Origin of the sequence: Sorangium sp. So ce145 (assembly GCF_051525985.1) — a bacterium.
GTDB classification, from domain to species: domain Bacteria; phylum Myxococcota_A; class Polyangia; order Polyangiales; family Polyangiaceae; genus Sorangium; species Sorangium cellulosum_B.
This window is the reverse complement of sequence record NZ_CP150315.1, coordinates 11,296,742-11,319,817: the sequence shown is the minus strand read 5'-3', so window position 1 is coordinate 11,319,817 and position 23,076 is coordinate 11,296,742. Positions and strand designations below refer to the sequence as shown.

Annotated in this window: 17 protein-coding genes; 10 read left to right on the top strand and 7 right to left on the bottom strand. The window is 69.7% G+C overall.

What is annotated here, in order from left to right:
* The 3 genes from WMF34_RS42130 to WMF34_RS42120 are packed head-to-tail and all read right to left on the bottom strand — an operon-like array spanning nucleotide 1 to nucleotide 2,897.
* Complete coding sequence (locus tag WMF34_RS42130; RefSeq protein WP_437991334.1) at nucleotides 1-1,092, bottom strand: SIS domain-containing protein; 1,092 nt, start codon at nucleotides 1,090-1,092, stop codon at nucleotides 1-3.
* Nucleotides 1,092-1,898 carry a BtpA/SgcQ family protein gene (locus WMF34_RS42125; protein WP_437991333.1) on the bottom strand — a complete coding sequence of 269 codons (807 nt, stop codon included), beginning with the start codon at nucleotides 1,896-1,898 and terminating at the stop codon, nucleotides 1,092-1,094. The genes WMF34_RS42130 and WMF34_RS42125 overlap by 1 nt, the downstream gene beginning before the upstream one ends.
* Before the next feature lie 9 nt (nucleotides 1,899-1,907).
* Nucleotides 1,908-2,897 carry an aldose epimerase family protein gene (locus tag WMF34_RS42120; protein ID WP_437991332.1) on the bottom strand — a complete coding sequence of 330 codons (990 nt, stop codon included), beginning with the start codon at nucleotides 2,895-2,897 and terminating at the stop codon, nucleotides 1,908-1,910.
* 208 nt (nucleotides 2,898-3,105) lie between these two features.
* Between WMF34_RS42120 and WMF34_RS42115 the strand changes: the two genes are divergently transcribed.
* A complete protein-coding gene (locus tag WMF34_RS42115) occupies nucleotides 3,106-4,110 on the top strand; it encodes an NAD-dependent epimerase/dehydratase family protein (RefSeq protein ID WP_437991331.1) in 1,005 nt (334 codons plus the stop codon).
* 64 nt (nucleotides 4,111-4,174) lie between these two features.
* Here WMF34_RS42115 and WMF34_RS42110 read toward each other — a convergent pair whose 3' ends face one another.
* On the bottom strand, nucleotides 4,175-4,666 hold the full coding sequence (locus tag WMF34_RS42110) for an N-acetyltransferase family protein (protein ID WP_437991330.1): 492 nt from the start codon (nucleotides 4,664-4,666) through the stop codon (nucleotides 4,175-4,177).
* A gap of 561 nt (nucleotides 4,667-5,227) precedes the next feature.
* Between WMF34_RS42110 and WMF34_RS42105 the strand changes: the two genes are divergently transcribed.
* From WMF34_RS42105 to WMF34_RS42065, 9 genes are all read left to right on the top strand, one after another.
* On the top strand, nucleotides 5,228-8,095 hold the full coding sequence (locus WMF34_RS42105) for an AAA domain-containing protein (RefSeq protein ID WP_437991329.1): 2,868 nt from the start codon (nucleotides 5,228-5,230) through the stop codon (nucleotides 8,093-8,095).
* 3 nt (nucleotides 8,096-8,098) lie between these two features.
* Nucleotides 8,099-9,274 (top strand): hypothetical protein, encoded by a 1,176-nt coding sequence (locus WMF34_RS42100; protein ID WP_437991328.1) that lies wholly within the window; start codon nucleotides 8,099-8,101, stop codon nucleotides 9,272-9,274.
* Nucleotides 9,274-10,773: a phospholipase D-like domain-containing protein gene (locus WMF34_RS42095; protein ID WP_437991327.1), complete on the top strand. Its 1,500-nt coding sequence runs from the start codon at nucleotides 9,274-9,276 to the stop codon at nucleotides 10,771-10,773. Before WMF34_RS42100 ends, WMF34_RS42095 begins: the two co-directional genes overlap by 1 nt.
* Nucleotides 10,770-12,236, top strand: coding sequence for a sigma-54-dependent transcriptional regulator (locus tag WMF34_RS42090; protein WP_437991326.1), 1,467 nt, complete (start codon nucleotides 10,770-10,772; stop codon nucleotides 12,234-12,236). The genes WMF34_RS42095 and WMF34_RS42090 overlap by 4 nt, the downstream gene beginning before the upstream one ends.
* A 128-nt stretch (nucleotides 12,237-12,364) precedes the next feature.
* Nucleotides 12,365-13,126: a hypothetical protein gene (locus WMF34_RS42085; protein ID WP_437991325.1), complete on the top strand. Its 762-nt coding sequence runs from the start codon at nucleotides 12,365-12,367 to the stop codon at nucleotides 13,124-13,126.
* Nucleotides 13,123-13,716 carry a hypothetical protein gene (locus tag WMF34_RS42080; RefSeq protein ID WP_437991324.1) on the top strand — a complete coding sequence of 198 codons (594 nt, stop codon included), beginning with the start codon at nucleotides 13,123-13,125 and terminating at the stop codon, nucleotides 13,714-13,716. The genes WMF34_RS42085 and WMF34_RS42080 overlap by 4 nt, the downstream gene beginning before the upstream one ends.
* 567 nt (nucleotides 13,717-14,283) lie before the next feature.
* Nucleotides 14,284-16,833, top strand: coding sequence for a DEAD/DEAH box helicase family protein (locus WMF34_RS42075; RefSeq protein WP_437991323.1), 2,550 nt, complete (start codon nucleotides 14,284-14,286; stop codon nucleotides 16,831-16,833).
* 3 nt (nucleotides 16,834-16,836) lie between these two features.
* Nucleotides 16,837-18,558: a winged helix-turn-helix domain-containing protein gene (locus tag WMF34_RS42070; protein WP_437991322.1), complete on the top strand. Its 1,722-nt coding sequence runs from the start codon at nucleotides 16,837-16,839 to the stop codon at nucleotides 18,556-18,558.
* Nucleotides 18,555-19,757 carry a 5-methylcytosine restriction system specificity protein McrC gene (locus WMF34_RS42065; RefSeq protein ID WP_437991321.1) on the top strand — a complete coding sequence of 401 codons (1,203 nt, stop codon included), beginning with the start codon at nucleotides 18,555-18,557 and terminating at the stop codon, nucleotides 19,755-19,757. Before WMF34_RS42070 ends, WMF34_RS42065 begins: the two co-directional genes overlap by 4 nt.
* Nucleotides 19,758-19,908: 151 nt before the next feature.
* Here the strand turns inward: WMF34_RS42065 and WMF34_RS42060 are convergent, their stop codons facing one another.
* The 3 genes from WMF34_RS42060 to WMF34_RS42050 form a co-directional block, all read right to left on the bottom strand.
* On the bottom strand, nucleotides 19,909-21,708 hold the full coding sequence (locus tag WMF34_RS42060; RefSeq protein WP_437991320.1) for a hypothetical protein: 1,800 nt from the start codon (nucleotides 21,706-21,708) through the stop codon (nucleotides 19,909-19,911).
* An 11-nt stretch (nucleotides 21,709-21,719) separates the two neighbouring features.
* A complete protein-coding gene (locus WMF34_RS42055) occupies nucleotides 21,720-22,136 on the bottom strand; it encodes a PAAR domain-containing protein (RefSeq protein ID WP_044967090.1) in 417 nt (138 codons plus the stop codon).
* Nucleotides 22,137-22,333: 197 nt separating this feature from the next.
* Entirely contained in the window at nucleotides 22,334-23,068 is a 735-nt protein-coding gene (locus WMF34_RS42050; RefSeq protein ID WP_012240808.1) for a hypothetical protein, read from the bottom strand.
* Nucleotides 23,069-23,076: the final 8 nt, after the last annotated feature.

Here is a 23,076-nt window from a genome sequence, read left to right as displayed (position 1 = left end):
TCACCGCTTCTTCTGGAACGGCAATCGACCCAGCCGCTCCGCGACATGGGAGGCCACGTAGCCGGCAAAGAGGTGATAGAGCAGCGGCGAGAACGCCTCGCGCACCTCGCCCGCCACGGGCAACGTGAGGATCGCGTGCCTCGACACCTCGGTGTCGGCCTCGTGCACGACCGCGAACACCCGCCTCCCGAGGCCTCGCGCCGCCTCCGCGATCTCGCTCGCCCGGCGGTGGGCGCGCCCCGGAGGGGCGATGACGAAGAGGGGCATGTCGACGGGATAGGCAAACCGCTCGACGTGCCACCACTCCTCCACGTCTTCCCCGACGGTGAGGAGGCCGGTCGCCTCCACCATCTTCGCGGCGCCGAAGCGCGCGGTACCGTGGCTCGGCCCGCTTCCCAGCATCACCATGGCAGGGGCGTCGGCGACCCTCTCGGCGGCCTCGCGACATCGTCCTTCGACGGCGCGACGCGTGGCGTCCACGGCGTCGGCAAGCGCGACGATCTCCTGGCGGAGGGCGCCCGCGTCGGCGGCGCCCCGCGCCTCGGACAGCCGGATCGCGACAAGCAGCATCCCGAGCAGGCTGGCCTGGTACGTGCGAATCCCCGGCGAGCGCTCCTTTTCCGGCAACGTGGCCACGACGGCGCGATCGGCGGCCCGGGTCACGGCGCTGTCCGCCGTGCAGGTCAGCGCGATCGTCGCCGCCCCGCCCTCCCTGGCGCGCTCCACGGCCTGGATCACGCGCGGGGTGCCCCCCGAGGCGGAGGTCGCGATCACCAGCGCTCTCTGCGGCGAGCGCCGGCGCATCCGCGCGCCGCCGTACTCCAGGAAGCGCTGCGAGCTCATCGCCGCGCAGGCGACCCCGCCGATCTCCTCGAAGGCCATCTCGGCAGCGCACGCGGCGTGGTGGGAGTCCCCGCTCCCCACGAGGTAAACCTCGTCGATCGACGCCCACGCCGGGGGCGAGAGCAGGGCGCGCACCTGCTCTTCGAGCGGGCCCGCGAGGGCGCGCAGATCGCTCGCCAGCGCCTGGATCTCGCGGGCCATCACGGCCGGCTCGATCTCCCTCATCGTCGCCTGCGCCGCCGTTCCCATCAACGCTCCAGCCCGCGGACGATCTCCACGTACGCCGCGACCCGGTCCCGATCGATCCGGCCGCCCCACCCGCCCTGCTCGAGGCAGGCCCCCACGAAGGCCCCGTCGGCCGCCGCCATCAACCTCGCCGCGTTCGCGTGGTTCGTGTGGCCCGCGAGGAGGATCGGCAGATCGGGCGCGGCCGCCCGCACGGACGCGATCATCGCGAGCGTCTTCGCCTCGTCCGGGTCGCCCAGCGACACGGCGTCCGCGCCGACGTGCTTCGCGCGCCTCGCCACCTCTGCAACGGGCTTCGCCCCGCCGAGCCACGTGAACTGCGTCGACGCGACGTCGGCGATGATCTTCACGCCCCACGCGTCGATCTTGTCGCGGTACTCCATCACCTCGAGCGGGCTCGACTCGACAAGGCCGTGCTCGGTGAGCGTGGCGCCCACCAGCGCTCCGGCGCGGACGAAGCTCCCCCGGGCCACCTTCGCCACCGCGAGCGACGCCCGGATCGCGTTCCGCATCAGCTGCACGCCGATCTGGAAATCGTCGCCCGTGGCGCGCCCGATCGCGTCGACGATCAGCCCCATCGCGGTCGTGCGCGCCGGATCGGACTCGTCCTTGACGCCGTAGACGCGCTCGACGGTCTGCACCAGGCACCCGTCCGCGCCGCCCTCGCTCAGGGCGATGGCCGACTGGACCGCGACATCGAGCGTCCGCTCGAAGCTGCCTTTCTCGTGGAAGGGGGTGCCGGGCAGCGGGGCCAGGTGGATCATGCCCAGCACGGCCTTCCGTCGTCCGAGGGTCGCGAAGGTCCGCATGATGGCCGTTCACCTCGAGAACGCGTGGGTCGTGGAGTGGCGATGGGTCATCCCGGGATCGAGCCGCGCCGAGGGGAAATCAACGCGGTTGGGCGCGTCGGGGAAGGCGCCTGTCTGCAGGCACAGCCCCGCGCGCGGCCGGGCGAGGCCGTCGCCCGAGTAGACCGCGAGCCCCGGCTGATCGGTGACGACCCGCATTCGCCGGCCGGTCGAGGGCTCGAAGAGCTCCGCGGCCCACGTCGGATCGTCGAGCACGAAGCAGTCGTCGATCCGCGCATCGCCGATCTGCCGCGGCGCCCGGTAATCGAGCCGCGTACCGGCGACGCCGGCGGGAGGGCCCCGCGGGATGAGCTCTTCGTCGCACGCGAGGACGCGCGCCGCGTTGAGCGCGAGCCGGTGATCGTCGATGGTGCCCGAGCCGGCGAGGTTCCAGAAGGCGTGATTGGTGAACGCCACGATGGTGCTCGCCGTGGTGGTCGCCCGATAGTCGAGCGTGAGCCGACCGTCGCCGTCGACTCGATAGGTGACCTCGGCCGACAGCGCGCCGGGGTAACCCTGGTCGCCGTCGGGGCGCTCGAGCCGGAGCCGGAGCGCGAGCTCGCCCTGGCGGCGCTCGGCGTCGGCGCTCCACACGAATCGATCGAACCCGATGCTTCCCCCGTGGAAGTGATGCCGGCCGTAGTTGCGATCGAGCTGGTGCTCGACCCCGTCGAGCTCGAACCGCCCCCCCGCGACGGCGCGCGCGAAGCGGCCGAGCGTGGACCCGATGTAAGGGTTCTTCGATCGATCCTCGTAGCTCTCGAGGTCCGGGAGGCGAACGACGACGTTGTCGACCCGGCCGTCGCGATCGGGGACGAGCAGCTCGACGAGCGTCGCCCCGTAGGTCCACACGGTCACGGCGAGCCCCTTCTCCGTGTCGAGCGAGTACGCATCGACGCGGGTGGGGCCTTGCCCGGCGTGCCCCGCGGTGGTGCCGATCGTCGTCCGCCGGATGTTCATCGCCGATCGGCCGCCAGCCTAGACGTCGCGAGCCCCGAAGTCCAGGGCCGGCCCCGCCTGCGGGCCCGACGACCGGTCAGCGGGGCCGAGCGCCGTGCTACGCTCCGGCGGCGTCTTCAGCGTCTTCCAGGGTACCTCGACGATCGATGTGGCGTGGCCGCTCGGGGATCCGGATTCTGGGGTCATCCAAGGCGGCAGGAGGGTTAACGTGCGGGTCTTGATCCTCGGAGGCACCGGCTTCATCGGGGCTCGCGTCGTGCACGCCCTGCGCGGGCACGACGTCTGGACCTACGAGCGCGGGCAGACCGGAGGCGTCTCACCGACTACGTTGCGCGGCGACCGCGCCGAGATCGCCCGGCACCGCGATCGGCTCGAGCGACTCGGGGTCGACGTGGCGCTCGACATGATGCCCCGCAACGGCGCGGACGCGCGCGGCGTGCTCGATGTCCTGAGGAGCGTCGCCCCGCGCCTCGTGGCGGTGAGCAGCGGCAGCGTGTACCGGGTCTTCGGCCGCCTGCTCGGCCGGGAGGCCGGGCCGCCAGAACATACGCTCTGCGACGAGCAAGCCCCTCTGCGAACATGCCTGTTCCCCTACCGCGGCGCCTCGCCTCGACCCGCCTCCGACCCTCGCTGTTGGCTCGACGACTACGACAAGATCCCGGCCGAGGAGGCCTACCTCGCCGCCGGGGCGAGCGTGGTGCGGCTGCCGATGGTCTACGGCCCGGGTGATCCGGACCGGCGGCTCGCCGGCTACCTGCGGCGGATGGTGGACGGGCGCCGAGCGATCTGGCTGCACGCGGCCGGCGCGGCCTGGATGAACTCGAGATCGTACGTGGAGAACGTCGCCGAGGCGATCGCGTGCGTCGTCCTGCGGGGCGCGCCCGGGCGCGTGTACAACGTGGCCGAGCCCGAGGACTGCTCGGAGCGCGTGTGGATCGAGCGGATCGCGCGCGTCGTCGGTTGGGGGGGCGAGGTCGCCGTGGCTCCGGCGAGCGAGCAGGCCTGGGCGCGCCCCGCCATCGAGGAATTGCCCCCCGAGGCCCGCTTCGAGCACCACGTACGCCTCGACAGCGGCCGGATCCGGCGGGAGCTGGGCTTCATCGAGCCGGTCACGGCGCCGGAGGGCCTGGAGCGGACCGTTCACGCCGAGCTGCGCGCAGGGCTGCCCTCCGTCGACTACACCCGCGAGGACGACTTCGAGCGGCGGGCCTAGGGAACGTACCCGCCCATCGAGTCACCGGAGCCGGGTGAGGAGCCGTTCAGGCGTGGGGAGCCGTTCAGGCGAGCGCGCGGGACATCCGGAGCTCGTCGAGGCCGTCGCTGGTCTTCGCGCCGCCGTCGAGCGCGAAGCCCGCGCGCTCGTAGAACCGGATCGCGCGCGTGTTGCCGCGCAGGACCCAGAGCTCCGCCCGCGGGAAGCCTCCCGCCGAGAGCCAGGCGAGCGCGTCGACGATGAGCGTGCGCCCGGCGCCGGTCCCCCAGGCGTCGGGGTGCGCATAGAGGGCGTAGAGTTCGCCGTGGCGCGGGTCGTCGCGGCTTGGTCCGGCGCTGGCGAAGGCCACGACGCGAGCGTCGCGCTCGAGCACGGTGGTGCGTGATCCGGGCAAGGGCTCGGCGAAGTTTCGTTGCCAGCGTTGCGTCCGAGCCTCGACGGTGAGCCCGTCGAGCACGGTGTCGGGCATCAGGCCGCGGTAGGCAGCCTTCCACGCGGCGACATGCACGACGGCGATCGCCGCGGCGTCGACGTCGGCGGCGGGACGGATGGACATGCGCCGAGGCTGCCACCCCGCGGCGGCCGTGGCAACGGGCGGTCCGGGCGCACGTTGCGCCATCTCCTCTCGAAAGGCTGCGGAATACGGCGGTTTCACGCGATGGCTCTCGCCTCACCCCTTGCAGGATCTTGTATATCCCCTGGGCTGCCGCTGGGCCTTGTTCGCGTTCTTCTCCGCCTGCGTCGGCTGGCGCAGCCGTTCGGGCGCGGGAGCTGGCCCGACGCCGGTCGCAGGAAGGCTCGCGTTCAGGAGCTGTCGACGCGTCGCATCGTCGCCAGCGCCGCGAGTGTCGTGATCGCGATCAGTTGCCGGCCAGTTGCCGGCCGATCGTGATCAGCGCTGCCTTGATGGATTCCGTGACGGCCGCCCCTGTCCGGCGCCTGCAGCGGTCCCGCGCAGATCCCAGCGGCGCGCACGGAACGTTTCTTCCGTCCATCGGATCCTACCTGCCGGCTGGCTCTTGCCGTGGTGCGCGTCGCCAAGGAAAAGCGGCGCCTTCCGTAGTCGCCGCGAAGCTGGCATCCCTCGTGCTCCTGCCGCAGCCCGGAGGACGTAACCGTGGCCGAGCTCTTCTTCCAGAACATCGTCGACCGTCGCCCCGACATCGCGCAGAAGGCGACCTACAACAACTTGCAGGCCTTCTACCAGTACCTGGACCGGGCCAAGCGCTACCTCGAACGAAGCCGCTTCGAACTCGCGTGGGCGCCGCTCGGCACCGTGGTGCGGCTGGATCCGCCACGCAATGTACGCGACGCCAAACGATGGCGCGCGGAACTCGGGCAGCTTCTTACTGCCCGCCACCTCTGGCTGCAGGTGACGCGTGGCCCGGAGATCCAGGTGATCGGTGCCCACGCAGGCGCCGGAGTCGTCCAACTCGATGCAGCGCCAGCGCCGGGTGCCGAGGTCGAGCTCCACGCGAAGGAGGCTGGCCCGGCGCTCCCCTTGGTGGCCGTCGTCCTCGGCTCCCAGGACGACATCCGCAAGGCGCTCGGTCAGGCCGGTCCGGTGTGGATCGAGCTCGACGAGCCCGAGGGCGATGGCCGCGATGACACCGTGGAAGCGTTCTTCGACGAGGACTTAGGCGCGGTTTACGAGGTCTCGCCCGGCGTGCGAGAACGCAACGACTACACGGCCGCGCGCCGGCTCCGTGTGCTCGATCAAGACCGCGACCGCCTCGCGCTCCTGCTGGACCGGCTGCCGCAGACACAGGCGATCTGTGTCCGCCCGAACACGTATGTCGTCGATTGCGAGCTGCGTGCCATCCGGGCGCTCGAAGACCAGCCGGTCGCCGGGCACCGCCCGCTGATCCGGCTCTTCGAGAATCAAGCCGAAGTCACCTGGCCCCAGCTTCTGCCGCGCCTCGATCCGCTCATCTGGCAGGTGCTCACCGACGACGACCGGCCCGGCACCAGCGAGCAGCGGGAGTTCGTCGACCGCGCGCTCCGGACGCGGGACTTCATGCTGCTCGAAGGACCCCCTGGCTCCGGCAAGACGACGGCGATCGTGGAGCTCGTCCTCCAGCTCGCCGCGCGTAATCGCCGCGTGCTGCTCTGCGCCTCCACGCACGTCGCCGTCGACAACGTCGTCGAGCGCCTCAAGGACATGAAGCGCAACGGGGACCCGGTGCTGCTCGTGCGCATCGGGGACGAACGGCGCGTCGCCGAGGGCATCAAGGGCTACTGCCTGCACCGGATGGTCGACACCGAGCTTCGCAACACCCGTGCTGCGCTGCAAGGAGCAAAGGGGCGCAACCGGGCGCAAGCGCACATGCTCGAAGCGCTGCGCGCCGAGGATGGTCAAGCGACGCTCCAGCGGGTACTGCTCGACTGTGCGGAGGTGGTCTGCGGCACGACGATCGGGATCCTCCAGCACCCCGACATCCGCGTGCAGGTGCGGAGCGGCGGCCCGTGGGAGCCCACCTTCGACACGCTCATCCTCGACGAGGCGAGCAAGACACCCTTCGCGGAGTTCCTCGTGCCGGCGCTGCTCGCGAAGCACTGGATCATCGTCGGCGACAGGCGCCAGCTCTCGCCGTACGTCGAGGAGGGGTGGATCGAGACCAACATCGAGGCTGCCATCCCGGACGGGGTGGTCTCGCGCGAGGACGCGAGCCAAGCGCTGGCGGATGTCTTCACAATCGGGCGGGGCAGCGATGGCGCGCTGCTCGTGGCCTCCGAGAACGCTGATCTCCGCGATATCTATGCAGCGCAGCTCGCCGGGCTCTTCCCCGAGGAGCCGATCGTCCGCCTCGACGCTGACGACACGCCGAGTCCGCTCCTCCTCGGCGCAGCCCGCGCGGTCATCGGCACGCCCGCCCAGCTCGCCGCGGTCGAGGGGGCGCTCCCGCTCGCAACGCGCATCGTCCGCCTCCCGACCGGTGAGCTCCTCGCCGCGCGGCGGCGGCACGATGCGCGCTCGCAGCGCCACCCGAAGGACGAGGAGCCCTGGGCGAAGGCCGTGGCCTGGCGGCTGGTGCGCGACTACGAGCTGCGCCTGTTGCCCGAGCTGCTCGCCGATGGTGACGGCCTCCCGAGCGCCGGCACATACGCGCGGGAGATCGATGCACTCCAGCCTTGCGAGGGCAAGGTGCCTGCGCTCCCGCGAGTGCGCGACGACATCGATCGCGTGCGCCGGGTCGCGCTCCCCTCGATCCTCGAGTCTCTCCAGGTCGGCTTCGACCCGAGGCGCGACAGTCGTGGCCGGCGCTTCTGGGACAACGCTCTCGCCCTCGGGTTGCCGTCCAGCGCGAAAGCCGAGCGCCTCGTCCCGCTCCGCTACCAGCACCGTATGCACCCGGACATCGCGAGCTTCCCCCACGCGCGGATCTACGGCGGGAAGCTACTCGACACCCCGGACAACATGGCACAAGAGCGACTGTTCCCATGCCCGAGGTACCGCACGCGCGTGGCGCTGCTCGACGTGCGTGGGCAGGAGACGAGGAGCCCGATCAGCAACGAGGCCGAGGCGCGGGTTATCGTCGAGGAGCTACAAGCGCTCTCGGCATGGGCCAAAAGCACGCTCCGGCGGCCTCCCTGGTCCGCCGCAGTGCTGACCTTCTACCGCGGCCAGGAGCGTCGGATCCGCGACCTTCTTCGCGACGTGACCGGCCAGCGTGGCCAGCGTCGGTACTTCACGTTCCGCGACGGGGACGCCCCGGTTCTGACCATCGAGCTCTGCACGGTGGATCGCTACCAGGGCCATGAGGCGGACATCGTCCTCCTCTCGTTCGTGCGCACGGAAACCCCAGGATTCCTCAACAGCCCCAACCGGCTGAACGTCGCGATAACGAGGGCGCGCTACCAGCTCGTGCTCATCGGACATGCGGCGTTTCTCGCCCGGCAGACCCGGAAGGCCCCGCTGTGCGCCTTGCTCGTCGAGGACATGAAGCGCCGCGGCTGCGTAGAATACCGCTATCGGGAGGGATGAGCCATGAAGATCGTCTTGCAAAAGAGCTTGCGAGTCCGGTGTGCCCTCGTGGAAGGAAAGGTGGCGTTCGCCGAGAAGCGGGTGGCAGAGCACGCGGCGGTGGTGTGGGCCGCGGACCGGCTGCGCGCCGGGCTTGAGGCGCAAACCGAGCAACTGTGCGATGCGTCGGCGCAGGGGCCGTTGCTCGGCTTGTCCCCGGTCGTGGGCCGGAGGCTCGGCCGCATCTGCGAGGAGCTCGGCCTGCTCCGCCTCGAGAAAAACCGCATCGTCCAGCTCACGAACGAGGGAGAGCGCGTGGCGGCGAGCACCGAGCCGCGCGTCTTCGTCCCCCAGCTCGGCGCTTGGCTGCTCTTCTGGTCGGAGGATCCGCTGCTGCCGCAGCCACTGCTGCGCGTCGAGCCGGGCAAGGAGCTGTCGGCCCACGAGGAGCGTCAGGCCGGCGGCGCCCGGAACGGGGAGGGAAAGCGACGCTTCGAGATGGTGCCGGAGGTGATCGCGAAGACATGCGACGAGCGGGGCGAGCGCCCTCCGCTGGAGCTACCGGCGGCGAAGGACGGGGCGCCGATCCGGATCGTAGCGATCGAGCGCAAGGTGCAGCCCCTCGGTGTGGAGGGCGTGCTCTCGCTGGAGCTGTCATTCGAGCCGGAGGTCGCCGCGGCCTCGCTGCGGCTGCGGGGTACCCTCGCGGGCAAGGGCATCGACCGCGCCCTGCCGGCGCCGAGCGGCCACGATCACGCCAGCGTCTGGCTCTCCCTGCTGCGATCGAACGGAGCCGAGGACTGGTGGAACCCGCGCTCGGGGAAGCTGCGCATGTCGCTCAAGGCCCTGAGCGACGATGCTCGCACGAGCTTCCGGCTGCGGATGCCCTTCAAGACGCCGGAGATCCCGGGGCTCGGGCGCTTCGACGACACTTCCGTGGACGGGGTTCCGATCGAGCCGGTAAGCGCGGGTGACGCGCAGCGGTGGTTCGATTGGCTCCTTGCGCTTCGCTCCGAGCGCACGCAGTGGCCTGACGTCTTCGCGACCAACGTCGCGGAGTTGCAGGCGCTCTTTCCGGGGTTCAGCCTTCGCCCGCCGATCCAGAGAGAATTCGCGCAGGGCTTGCGGGGAACGGAGCGCCCGCGCCCCGCGTACTGGAACCTTCAGGCACCGATGGATCTTGAGGGAGGGGTCGCCTGATGAGCCGCACCGTACCGGGCGAATCCTGGATCGAAGATCGGTCCGACGACAGGATCGAGGATGCATGGATATTGACGAGCGCCCCCAGCGCGGCGCGCGTGCCGGAGATCGGACGCATCCTCCAGGCGGAGGAGAGCGGCGCGCTGGGGCGAGCCGTGACGGAGGTCATCCAGGGCGCTCGCGAGGTCCTGCTGGTTTCGAGCTTCCTCTTCGCGGACACAGCGACGGAGCGAGCGCTGCTCGAGGCGGCGAAGGGTGGCGTACGCGTCTACCTTCTGGTCGCCACGGAGGCGCGGCTCGACAAGGAGGTCCGCAGCGACGACAGCTTCGGCCAGAAGACGCTCGAGGAGCACAAGAGGCTCCTCGATCGGCTGGCTGGCTGGGTCTACGTGCGCTCGGCGGAGCACTTTCATGCGAAGTTCGTGATTGCCGATCCGAAGCGCCAGCCGCGTGGCATCCTGCTCACCGCCAACCTCACGCGCGAGGCGATGACGCGCAACCACGAGCTTGGCGTGCGGCTCGAGCCCGACGAGGTTCGGGCGCTTACGTCGCTGTTCACGTGGGCGTTCTGGGAGTCGGCGCAGCGCGAGCTGCTCGCGGCGGGGAGCTTGCCGCCGGTGGCGGCGGCGGGGCGGATGTCGCTCCCGGCCCCCTCGGCGAGCATTGTGGCGACAGCGGCAGCGAGGAGGGATCTTCGTGAGGCGGTGCTCCAAACCATTCGCGCTACCCAGCGCATGCTCATCGTCGCGACGTTCGGCATCGACGACCAAGAGGTGATTGAGGCGCTCGCGGATCGCGCCCGGAGGGGCGTCGCGGTCACGGTCCTGGTGCGGCACCCGCGTGCCACGATGTTCGAGACCCTGCGCCGGCTCGTGCACGCAAACGTGCATGTCCTGGGAGCGAGCGAGTTTCTCCACGCCAAGGCGATCCTCGCCGACGGCACGCGCGGCCTCGTGATGACGGCGAACCTCCAGGAGCACGGGCTCGACAGGGGCTTCGAGGTAGGTGTGCAGCTCACGGGCGACGATGCGGCGGCGCTCGGGCGGATGCTCGCGTCCTGGCAGACGGGGGCACGATCGCTGCTCCGCGCCTCCGTGCGCCTTGGCGAGATCCACGGCTCGTTGCAGGTGATGAACGGCAAGGGCTACCGCGAGCTCAGCGTCGAGCCGGAGGGGCGCGTCGATGACGGCGTCACCAAAGTCGACTGCTGTACCCGGATCCGCACCGCTACGCGTCCAGCCCCGGCCCGCGCGCCGGCCGGCAGGCTTTATCACCGCATCAGGCACACGTGGTCGATCGCGTTGCCGGTGCTCGCGAAGGGCGGGCGCGCCGTCCCTGCGTCGAAGGACGCCGAGGGCCCTGCTCCGCCGTTCCCCATCCACGAGGAGCCCGGCGGTCGGCGTGTCTTCGCGATCACCAGTCTCGGCGACGTCGAGGCTGCGCAGGCAGCCATGGCTGCATTCGGCGTTGGGGCCATCGTGCTAGCGGGTGAAACATGAGCGGCGGCGTGACGAACGGGAGCCTGCTCACCTGGGCATCGGTCGGCGGCGGACCGGCGGTGCTCGGTGACGTGCTGCGCTTGCTCCGCACGAGGAAAGTGCGGATCACCCGGGTGCTCTACCTGATGCAATCCGAGGACATGCCGCTGCCGAAGGAGTCGGACCTGGGCGCTGTCACGCTCGAGCGGATCCTCGTTCCGCTCGCCGATCCGACTCATCATCGCGTCATCCACGATGCCGTTCGCGATCGCATCCTACCGCGGCTGCGATCACTGGACGGGGTGTTGCACGTGAACGTGTCCTCGGGCACGCCGGCAATGCACGCCGTCTGGCTCGTGCTCCATGCCGGAGGCGCGCTGCCCATGGGCACGCTGCTGTGGTCGGCGCAGCGCCTGAGGACGGGCCAGACGCGCATCGATCCGGTCGACTTCCCGATCGACACGTACCTCGCCGAGATCCGCCGTGGCGCCACGGCCCGTCCCAAAGAGGCGCACTTCGACCCCGCGTCCCGCTCCGCTCGGCGGCGACAGGCGCTCGATACCCTCGCCCGTTACGCCCGGCTCCCGCGGGCGCCGCTGCTCGTGCTCGGGGAGCGAGGGACGGGGAAGACGAGGCTGGTCGAGACCTTCGTGGGGCCGCTGAAGAACCGGTCGAAGGTGATCACCGTGACCTGCGGCACGCTCGATCCTCACCTGGCCATGAGCATGCTCTTCGGGCACGTGCGAGGCGCGTTCACCGGCGCGGACCGCAACCGCAAGGGTTTCATCGAGGAGGCGGCCGGTGGCGTTCTGTTTCTCGATGAGGTGCAGGACCTCGAGCGCCCCGTGCAGCGGCAGCTCGTGCGCACGCTCCAGGATCCGGAGCGCCGCTTTCGCCGCGTGGGAGAGGCACAAGAGCGAACCGCTGACGTCGAGGTCGTGTGCGCCTCGCATCTGTCGTTCGAGGCGCTCCGCAAGCGGCTGGACCCCGACCTGTTCGATCGCCTGAGCCTGCTCCTTGTGGAGATCCCTCCGCTGCGCGATTGCCGCGAGGATCTACGAGACGACTGGACGCGTGTATGGGCCGAGGCCCGCTCGCTCGAGGAGCTCTCGCCGGAGGCACCCTGGAGCGCTGCAATAGAGCGCGCCTTGAAAGGTGACCCGCTGCCGGGCAACCTGCGGGATCTGCAGCGCCTCGCGCTGATCCTCATGGCGCGCGGCTCCACGGCGCCAAGTGATTCGGGGACGGAGGAGGGGCTGCTCGAGTGGACGGCCTTGCAGGCGCGGTTCCATGCCGCGGAGCAGAAGGGAGCGACTGCCACCGACGGTCTCGGGATGGGTGCGTGGGACGGCCGCGTCCGGGCATTCAAGCGGAGGCTGGCTCGAGCGGCTCGGCGGGAGCACGGATCCTACGTCGCTGCCGCGAAGGTGCTCGGCGTCAGCGAGCGGATGCTCCGGCAGCACGCAAAGAAGGAGAAGGAATAGGCCGATAGTTCGAGCCTCACACGTCATGCACCCTGGCACGCCATCGCACCTCGCGGCGCACCTCGGCGCGGGGAGCCGTGCGTCGCCGCAACGTTGCCAGCGTTCCGTCGCGGCCCTATCGTTGGGGGATGTTGCTCGCGCACCGACGACGAAAGCTTCGCCGCGCTGACGAAGACGTAGCCGTGCGCGACATTGTCGCGTGGAACGAGGACCTCATCACATCGTATGTCTTCGGGCTCCTTCGTTACCTGCCCGCCGATCGTGGTCTGTCGAGGGTGTTGCAGTCGGCGTTGCCGGTGCTCCCGCTCTCTCGGTCGATCGAGGTCTCCGCCTGGCCGCCCGATGGCGACGTCGAGCCGGACGCTCTCTTGCTCGCCGACGCTTTTGCGTGTGTCGTCGAGGCGAAGTGGGAGGCGCCCTTCGGTCCCCAGCAGCTCGGTCGCGAATGGCTGTGGCTGCGCAAAGAGCAGCCCAAGCTTTTTCGCACGATGCTGATCGTGACGCGCTATCGCGTATCGCCGGGCGAGGTGTTCCATTTGCTGGAGGAGGACCTCCGAGCGCTCGGGGTGCCCGAGCTCGTCCCCGAGCCCAGTCAGATCGGCGTGCTCACTTGGACGAGCCTCGCGACGGTTGCGCTCAACACCGTCACCGACGCGCCTCATGAGGGCACCATCATCGCGGATCTTCGCTGGGTCTTCGAGAGCTGCGGGGCGCTTCGAGAGCCCTTCGATGGCTGGAACCTCACGGCGCCGAGCCTCGCCCTGGAGCGTGCGCCCACCTGGTACGCAGAGAACGATCGAAGATACTGGACGGGCCTCGCCGCCGCAGCCCCCTCCGCTTGGCGACGTCCTCTGGACCCAACCTCCCTTTTTGCCTGGGTGACCCGATGAGCGAAACGAACGAGACGGTCCATCACGCGTTCCACCAGGCCCATAGTTTCGTTCGCAGCTACCTGGCGCACGTGGAACGGATGCTCCGCGACGCCACGGCTCGCCTCGAGAGCGCCTCGTGGCGCTTCCTCCGCCACAATGGCGAGCGGTACATCGGGAACCTCGACACCACGGCGGATGCCGATGCGTGGCTGGTCGACTGGATGCATGCATTCTACGCGCCGGCGAAGGCGTTCCAGGGGAAGTCGTACGGCGTGAGCGCGGCCAAGGCGGCTCGCGTCGCATTCGTCGGTGTGGCCCTCCGGGAGCCGATCCCCGAGCTCTGGCTCGGTTGGGTGGAGGGTTACGCACCGAAAGGCACCCTCGAGCCCGAGCTCCCGTGGTTCTATGGGCTCATCGACCCGCCCAAGCTGCCCGGCGTGCCCGATCCGGTCGTCGCTCTCGATGGCCTCGCGTGGTCCAGGGCCGCGCCAAACGAGGACCACCCGGAGATTCGCGTGGCGCTCGAGCGCGTGCCGCTCTCACTGATCGGTTCGGCATCCGACGTCGAGCGCGTGATCGATGCGCTCGTTGCGGCTCTCGGAGGGTGAGCGGCGTTTCTGCCCCGCGAGGGCCGTTCCGGAGCCACCAGCCGGCCGCCCGCGACCGCAACGCCGGGCGCGAAGAACGGCACCCTTATGCACCCCCGCCTTCGCCAGGTTCACGAACTCGTCGCAGTGGTCGTAGAGCAGCGACAGCGACCCGTTCAAGTCGGCGAACGTCTGCTGCGCCTTCCTCGCCCGTCCTCCTCGTCGAAGCGGCGGTGCTGGAGCGCCGTCTGGCGAGCGCAAGGAACGCTCCTCCCGGAGCCGCGGAACAAGCGGCCGTCGACAATGCGCGACCGAGCCACACGGGTTGCTCTTCCCACGCGTTTGGCGGAGCGTTACAACTTCCGCCTCCTACGCGACGACCCGCATGCCGAGCCCCGAGACCGAGCCCATGTCGATCCTCGTCGCCGCGAGCATCCCCGACGACAGCCGTGCCGTGCAGCTCACCGTGGCGTGGGCTGGCGGTCAAGCTGGCCTGAGGTGCGGAATGACCCACTTTGGAGACGCTCCAGTCACCCTCGGTGAAAGCGGGGCGCGGCAGCGTCGGCCGTAATCGAGTGCCAAGGAGCGATGATGGGCGAGGACAAGCGTGAGTTCTACAAGAAGTGGTCGCTCCCCGAGTGCCGCGACTACCCGCAGGAACCTCCTGCCGCCCATCAGGCCAAGGCGTTGGGTGAGCTGGGCAAGTGGTACGCGAAGCAGGGGAAGAGCGCAGGCGCCGGCATCCTGGTGCTCCCGACGGGCGGTGGAAAGACGTTCACCGCTGTCCGGTTCCTGGCTGAAGGTCCGCTCTCGGACGGGTACAAGGTCCTGTGGCTCGCCCATACGCATCACCTCCTCGAGCAAGCGTTTCACTGCTTTCGTCCCGGGAGGATCGGGGCCATCCGCGAGCCTCGCTGCGAGCTCCGGCTCCGCGTCGTCTCGGGCACCGAAGGTCATTTCCCCCCGCGGTACGTCGAGCCCACCGACGACGTGGTGATCGGCACGCTCCAGACGATCGCCATCGCAGTCCGCGACGGGCTGCCCAACATGAAAGAGTTCCTCAAGGCCGCCGGTAAGAAGCTCTTCGTCGTGTTCGATGAGGCGCACCACGCGCCTGCTCCAAGCTACCGGAAGCTCCTCCAGGGACTGCAGGCGGAGGGCGCGCCCGTCCTCGGCCTCACCGCAACCCCGATATACAGCGACGAGAGCAAGCAAGGCTGGCTGAAGAAGCTCTTCCCCAGCGGGATCATCGCCCAATCCCGCGCCAATGAGCTGATGGCTGCAGGCGTCCTCGCCCGTCCCCATGCGGTTCCGATGAAGACCAGATTCACGCCGCGCTTCGACGCCCGCGACTACCAGAAGTGGCTCGGGACCTTCAAGGACATCCCCGAGCAGCTGGTCGACGAGCTCGCAAACAGCAAGGAGCGCAATGCCTTCATCGCCCAGACGTATGCCGACAACCGGGAGAAGTTCAGGAAGACCATCATCTTCACCGACCGTTGGTACCAGTGCGAGGCCATCGCTGAAGCCCTCCGCAAGCACGGGGTCAAGGCCGGCTCGGTGTACTCGCACGTCGACGCCAGCGTACCGGCCGCACAGCGGCAGAGGCGTGATGCCAACGAGAACGCCAAGGTGCTCGCTCGCTTCCGCAACGACGATCTCGACGTTCTGATCAACGTCCGCATGCTGACAGAGGGCACCGACATTCCCGACGCCCAGACGGTCTTCATCACGCGGCAGACGACGAGCCGTATTCTGCTCACCCAGATGGTTGGACGTGCGCTGCGCGGTCCGAAGTTCGGTGGAACCGCGGATGCGTACATCGTCTCGTTCGAGGACGACTGGCGCCAGCAGATTCAGTGGGCGGGCTTCGACCTGAGCGACGGCAGCGCCGGGCCCGGCGAAACCGGGAAGCGGCAGGCTCGCCCGCCGCTCCAGCTCATCTCGATCGAGCTCGTGCAGAGGTTAGCTCGCCAGATGGCCGGTGGCAGCAACGTGGCGTCGGTGCCTTTCCAGTCGCATCTCCCCGTGGGCTGGTATCGAACAATGTTCGACGCTCGACTGCCCGAGAGCGACGCCGTTGAGCCGGCGGATCTGCTGGTCATGGTCTACGAAGACGAGCGCGCGGGCTTCGAGAAGCTCATCGACTATCTCCTCGCGGAGGTGCCCGAAGCTCTCGCCGACGAGAGCGCCACGCTCGAAGCGCATGAGGCGCGCGTACGAGGCTGGCGCGAGAAGTTCCTCGGGAAAGTGGGCCGCAGCGCCACGGACCTGGAAGTCGAGATCCTTCAGCTCGCTCGTCATATCGCCCAGCGCGGCTCGGCTCCGCAGTTCTTCGCGTTCGAGGTGCGTGCAGACCACGACCTGGATGCGATCGCGACGCGGCACATCAAGAATCGCATCGACGTGGTTGGAGCCAACGACGAGCTCCGGCGGGAGTTCGCCAGGGAGGATCGGTTCTGGCGAACGTTGTTCTACCGCTACGAGCAGTTCCGCAACTTCTACGATGGCTGCTTTCAGCGCATCATCGCTGGCCCAGCTGGTCCGGCGCCGGATCCCAGCGACACGAAGAAGGCGCCGCCGCCCAACGAGGTCGACGAGGCTACGAAGGCGGAAGTGCTGGCGCGTGACGGGCACGCCTGCCTGGCCTGCGGGACCACGCGAAACCTGAATGCCGACCACGTCGTCGCAGTCTACGTAGGCGGCTCGAACGAGGTAGGCAACCTCCAAACGCTCTGCCGGCAGTGCAACATCCTCAAGGCCAAACAGCGCATCAGCTTCCGGGTCGCGCGGACATCCCTCGGACAGCCGGCTGCGGCACTGCCAGACACCCGAGCGCCTGCATCGGCGGACGCCGCGAACGCGGAAGCCTGGGGGCGGTTCCTCCGCCGATCGATCAATTTCTTCTACCAGTGCGCAGCAGTTGGTAACGTTGCCATCGGGCAGAAGGGCGATGGCTACTACAACTGGACCGTGACGCTGCGGAGCGACAACCCGCAGTCCTGGCTGAAACCGCACATGGCGGGGCTCTTGGAGCGGATCCAGGCCGTGCGCGAGGCAGGCGGGAAGCCGCGGGTAGCGAGCCTGCGGATCGTGGCGCCGGGGCAGAAGGGTCTGGTGGTGAAGGACAAGGGATGAGCCATGGCTGACGACGGAACCAAGATCCTCGACGAGCTCTCCCCGAAGGACCGGCGGTGGGCCCTGCCCATACTGCGAACGATCGCGGCGCTCGGTGGGGCCGGCCGGCGCAAGGAGGTCATCGAGCGCATTCACGCCGAGCACCGCGCGCTCCTTCCCGAGGCGACCTGGACGTGGATCCTCAAGAGCCACCGGATCGAGTGGACCCGCATGGCTCTGCGGGACGAGGAGTTGCTGACGAGCGGCGGCCACGGGATCTGGAAGCTCACCGACCTCGGGCGTCGAGCGCTCGCCGAATGCGAGAACGACAGCGTGGACCTGAGTGGGGAGCGTCCGCCCGGATCGGCGGAAGGCGGAGAGAGAGGTCCAGAGGTGGAGCCGACCAGGGTGCCCGGCGAAACGGTCCTCCGGACCAGCGTCAGCGGTTTCGAGATACCTGCCCTCGAGGCGCTGGCCGCCGGCGCTGACGATCACAGCAAGATCGAGGCATTCATCGAGAAGCAGTACGGAAAGAAGCTCACGCCGGGTGATCGCCGACTTGGTTTCAACGGCAAGGTGCTCTGGCCGTACACCGTGTCGTGGGCCCTCTCCGTCCTGAAGAAGCGCGGGCAAGCGCAGAACCCGAGCCGGGGCCAGTGGGCAATCACTGAGGCGGGACGCCTGCGGCTGGAGGAGGAGAAGAAGCACTTCTCCCTCCCGAAGTACCAGAGCTCACGCACCAGCGTGCCGATCGGCGGAGGCTCCGTGGCGGGCGCAGACAGCGTCCAGACCTCGGATGATGAGGCGGCCGCGCGGGACGAGCAGATCCAGCAGTTCGACACGGCACTCAAGGACGTCGTCTCCCCCGAGATCCTCCGCAAGCTGCACCACGTGCTACGCGTGGATCTCGGGGCCGCGCCGAGCCGGGCGGTGCCGCGAAACATCATCTTCAGCGGGCCGCCGGGCACGGGGAAGACGTGGCTCGCGGAGGCCATAGCCCGCGCGCTGACGGGCGAGGAGGGGCCCTCCGAGGAGGGGCGGATTCGTCTCGTCCAGTTCCATCCGAGCTATGGCTACGAGGACTTCATCTGGGGGATCCGGCCGGTCCTGAGCGACAAGCGCACGGGGTTCAAGGAGCACCGCGGGCCGTTCCTGGAGATCTGCGAGGACGCGAACGAAGAGCAGGATCGCTTCTTCGTGCTCATCATCGACGAGATCAATCGCGGCGATCCTGCGCGGATCTTCGGCGAGCTGCTCTACGCCCTCGAGTACAGGAACCGCTCGGTCGCGCTCGCGAGCGGAGGCACGCTCGTCGTGCCACCGAACCTGGTGGTGATCGGCACCATGAACAGCGTGGACCGCTCGGTCGCGCTCGTCGACTATGCGCTTCGCCGTCGGTTCGCGTTTCTGCGCGTCGATCCCGATCCCGAGCTGGTAGCCGACGTGCACCCGACGCCGGCCGGTCGAGCAGCAGCTCGCGCGTTGGGGGCGCTCAACAAGCAGATCTGCGCCGTCGCGGACCCCGATCACCAGCTCGGGCACAGCTACTTCCTCTCGGCTGGCCGTCTGCTCGCCGGGCGAGCAGATCTAGCACTGATCTGGGAGATGGAGCTCGAGCCCCAGCTCACCGAGCTGTTTCATGGTCAGGCCGATCGCGTGAAGGACCTTTACAAGGTTTGGGTTCAGCACGTGGACGAGACACTCGCCGAAGAGGCCGAAGAGCAAGAGGAGGCCGCGGCGTCGTGAAGGAGGTGCGGGAGGGGGTGGCCGTCGACCTCGACCTGGCGCCGGGCGACGTCGCCTATCTGCGGCCGCTCCTCGGCCAGGCATCAAGCTTCGAACGGCAGGGCAGCGGGGCCTTTCGCACGCTCATCCGCCGCGTCGCCGGCCTATGGGCCCTGCCTTCTGGAGAGGCGCTGGTCGTGCAACCCGAGAAGGGAAACGGCGCGGACATCTTCGCCTGGATGTGCGCGGTCGATCCGCGCTTCCGACCGGTGAAGTGGCGAGGGACCGCGCCCGAGGGTGCCGACGGACAGGAGGGCGTCGCGTCGATCGCGGTGCGTGCTTTCGCCCAGATCCTTGAGGAGGACCTCTCGCGCGCTGGGCCGCGCCGCGACTACCAGCGGCGAGAGGACGACGCGAGCGTGCTTCGCGGCACCATCCGCTGGGCGGAGTTGGCCCGCCGGACGTCGCCTGTCCCAGTGCCGTGCCGCTACTGGGAGCGCAACATCGACACGCCGCTCAATCGCCTATTCGCCGCGGCAATCCATGCAGCGTCCGCGCACGGTGCCCTCCGCGAGGCCGGTGGCATGGCCCTCGATCGACTCCATGGCATCTTCGGGCACGTCCCGCGCCTGCCGCCGGCCTGGATCCTCGACCGTACGCGCCCGCTGCCCCGACTGGAGGCCGACTTCGAGGCCGCGCGGAGCCTCGCCGTCACCATCCTGGAAGCGTTCGGCCTCTCCCACGGCGGGGCGCAGCGGGCGCTGGCATTCCACGTGGATCTGGCGCGGCTGTTCGAGATGACCGTCGAGGCCGCAGCGCGAACGCAGGCGTGGGACGGCAAGGTGGCGATTCAGTATCAGCCGCCGTACGAGGCCGACGTTGCGGGCGAGGAGAGCCGCATCGACGTGCTGGTGCGCGCTCGTGGAGAGGCCCTCGTGATCGACGCCAAGTACAGTAAGGCGTTCTCCAAGAGCCACTTGTACCAGGTGCTGGCCTACATGAAGATGCTCGGCGCACGGCGCGGTGCGCTGGTGTACCCGAAGGGGGCCGAGCTGCGTGGCGAGAGGTTCTGGTCCGCGCCCGGGGGGCCAGAGTGGGAGGTGCGCCTCCACGAGGTGGATCTCGTCGCGGTGGCGAGCAATGGTCGACGGGAGCTGGAGCGCCTCGGGGAGGCGCTGAAGGCTGGCATGGGCCGAACGCCCGAAGAGGCTACGGCGTGAGCCACTCGAGGAGGCTGGTCAGAAGGGGCCGGAGCAACCGGGAGCCATAGGCGCTGGCGTTCGGCGAGCTTCCCAAGACCGAGGCGGCGCCGGTGCATACCGCGTGCAGGGTACGCTTCGTCGAACCCCGGCATGGCGAGATCGAGACGGTTCACCGAGCGGGCGCACCTCGCCTGGCGAAGTGCGCATAGTAGCGCTGGTACATGTCCTGCCACCTCGCGTACTCCGCCGAGGATCCGCGGAGCCGCTCTTTCCAGGCCGCATCGACCACTGACCGGACCTCGCTGGAACCCAGGCCGTAGCGCTGGAAGATCGACTCGGCCATGGCGGGGGACAGGGCCAGCTCCGCGCAGAGCGCGGCATACTGCGCGAGCGGCAGGATCGTCTCCAGCGGCTCTGGGAGGGGCACCATACCGCCCTCCCCGGCCGTGCTCGACGGCGTGGAAGGCGGCGATGCCTTGGAGGTCTGGGAGGCTGCTCCGGTCACAGGGGCCGGCGAGGACGCGGTTTGCGTCAGCAGCTCACGGGGGATCGCGACGTGCAGCGACGTCTCCCGGAGGTTTGCTGCCGCGTGAGGAGCGGGCCTCGATGCCGCCAGAGCGCCGGCACGCCTCGTGGGGTCTGCTGCCGCGAAGGGGCTCACCGGGCCGCGAGGGGGAGCCTGCAACGGTGACGTCTCTGCAACCTCCCGGGGGGCTCGCGGCTGCTGCGACCGAGCTGTCGGTGTGGACGGCACGGGAGTCCCCGATGCTCCGGTGGCGAACGGGAGCGCGGGGCCGCGGGGAATGTCCGAGAGCGGTGCGGTTTCCGCGATCACAGGAAGCGGGCGCTTCACCGCCATCGCCGCACCGGATTGAGGGAGCGGCAGCTCCGGCCCTCGCGGAATGTCGCGCACGGCGGCGGTGCCGGTGAGCGACTCCTCAGCGCGAGGAGGCTTCGGCTCGGCCGTCGTGGTCGTGAGCTCGCCTTGCACTGGCACGAAGGGGACCACCGCGTCTCGGGGGACATCCAGCAGGGGCCCCGTGCGCTGCAGCGCCGCTGGGGTCATGGCCGACGCCGCAGGACCGACGATCGCCTCGGAGGACGGCGCGGCAGGCGCAGATGAGGCGGCGGTAGATGCGGGCGAGCGCTCGACATGGCCAGCCTCCCGCGCTCGGGCGAGGAGCATTTCCAGCCGCCGCGCGTGATGCGCCTGGAGCCGCTCGAAGTCTTTCGCCAGCGCCGCGTCACGCTCCAGCGCTGCCTGCCACCGCTGATCCAGCGCGGCGCGCAGCTCCTCATCGGCCAGGCCGTGGCGTCGCAGCACCCGTTCACGTTGCTCCGGCAGCGCATCGAGCTCCGCGCAGAGTGCAGCGTACTCGGCCAGGCCCAGCCCGGGCTCGCCGAGCGGTACCGCCGCAGAATGTTCGTCTGCAGGCCCCTTCGCCGATCCCCGCACCTCGGCTACCCTCGACGGTCGCAGCACCTGAGGGGCGATCCGGAGCGGCCCTAGCTTCCCGGGCTTCGCGTGCAGCTCCTCGAGGAGTTCGCCGACCTTCGCGTTCTCTGCGGCGCGCCGCGCCCATCGGCGGCGGAGCCGCGCAACGTCGTTCATGCCCAGGTCGTTCTCCTGCAGCAGATCGAACGGGGCCGGGTGCGCCCCGAAGGCTGCAAGAAAGCTCGCCCAGGCGGTCGGGTCCTCCGCAAGCGGTTCGACCTGCCGATCCAGCCAGTCCTCCGCCTGCGCCAGCTCCTGCTCGTACGCCGCGAGCAGCTCCGGCTCGGCGGCCAGCCGCTGCTTCCAGGCAAGATCGGCCCGCGCAAACGTACGCGGCTTCAGCCCCTCGACCGTGAGCACGTCTGCGAGAGGGAACCCCTCCGCCACCGCCGCCCTGACGGCCGCATACTGCGCCAGCGAGATCCCTTCGCTCGCTTCCAGCGCCCCCGCTGCGGGCTTCGTGGCTGCCGCCATACTCTTGGTCCCTAGTCGCCGACCAGCACCGTCCCGGCGGCGATCACGCTCCCATTCGGGGCATCGGCCGGGTCGTTGCAGGTCAGCGCCGGATCTCCGAGGTGCGCGGCGGGCTTGTTGTTGATGAGCACCGTCTTGCTGCCCGTATGCACCCTGGCCTGGTTTGACGGAGGACGCTGGAAGGTGCCCCCCGCGGGCACATGCGCGGGCGTGTTCGTCGCGGTGCTGCCCTGGATCGCTGCTGGCTTGCCCTCGACGAGAACGTCTGCGCTCAGATCGCCGGACAGGTTCCCGCTGAACGGCATCGGCGTCGGCGTGGGCACAGGCCCTCCCGGCGACGGGACCATCAGCACATGCGTGTCGATGCCGACGATCTTGTCGCCTTGTTTCGCCGCTGGCTTTCCTGGCCTGGGGGATCGCGATCGCATGTTCCTCCGTGCTCTCCTGTGCTGGCTACCGGGGCGATGCACCGCGCGTGTCTCCTGCTCGAGTGGACTCGATCGGACCGACGGCACTCCGGCAGCTGTCTGCGTCCTTCAGGACAGGTGAAGGCGCCATGCGTCGTCGTGCTGCTCGGGTCATCGGGCGATGTTGCTCCTGTCGGGCGCGCGGGCGTCGATCGGCGTCAGCCGCTCCCCTCGTCACCCGGCTTCGGTGCGTCCACCCCGAGGGGTGGATCGAGGGGCCTGCCCGTCTGCGGGTCGAACCGCTGGAGCCGCTTTCCCTCCTGTGCGCTCTGCCCGGCGGCCCGCGCCTGGCCGGGCTGGAACGGCATGTCGCGTCGCGGAACAAACTCCTTGATATCGGCCGTGCCCTGAGGGATGGCCGCCTCTTCCAATGGGCTCGGCGGGCCGCCGCGCCGGAGGGGCGCTGGCGGGCTTGGCCGCATGGCGACCCCCTCGGAGCGGGGCGGTGCCGGGGGCCGGCTGCCGTCGCTGGCGGGCCGGGCGTGCGCGTTGGCGGCCCAGGGCGAGACCTCGTCGCGTTCGGTTGGCGAGCGCGACGAGACGAACGCCGGCCCCTGAGGGGGCGCGAGCGCCGGCGGCGCTGGAGCTGGAGGCGGCGGGACGGGCACCGGCGCGGCGCCCTCCGCCGCCGGGCGCTGCATCGGCCCGAGCGACGCGAGCGACGGCCGCTTCGCCTCGAGGCTGCGCCGGGTCCTCGCGAAGGCCGAGCTGAAGCGGAGCGCCTGGATGCCCTGGTTGCGCTTCGCCGAGAGCGCGAGCTCCGCCGTGTGCTCGGCGTCGGCCTGCTCCCAGTCCTCCGGCGCGACGCCGAGGCGCGCGAGCACCTCGTAGAGGTCCGCGCCGCGGAAATAGACCACATGGGCCAGGACCTCGGCATACCGCTCAAGCCGCATGACGCTCC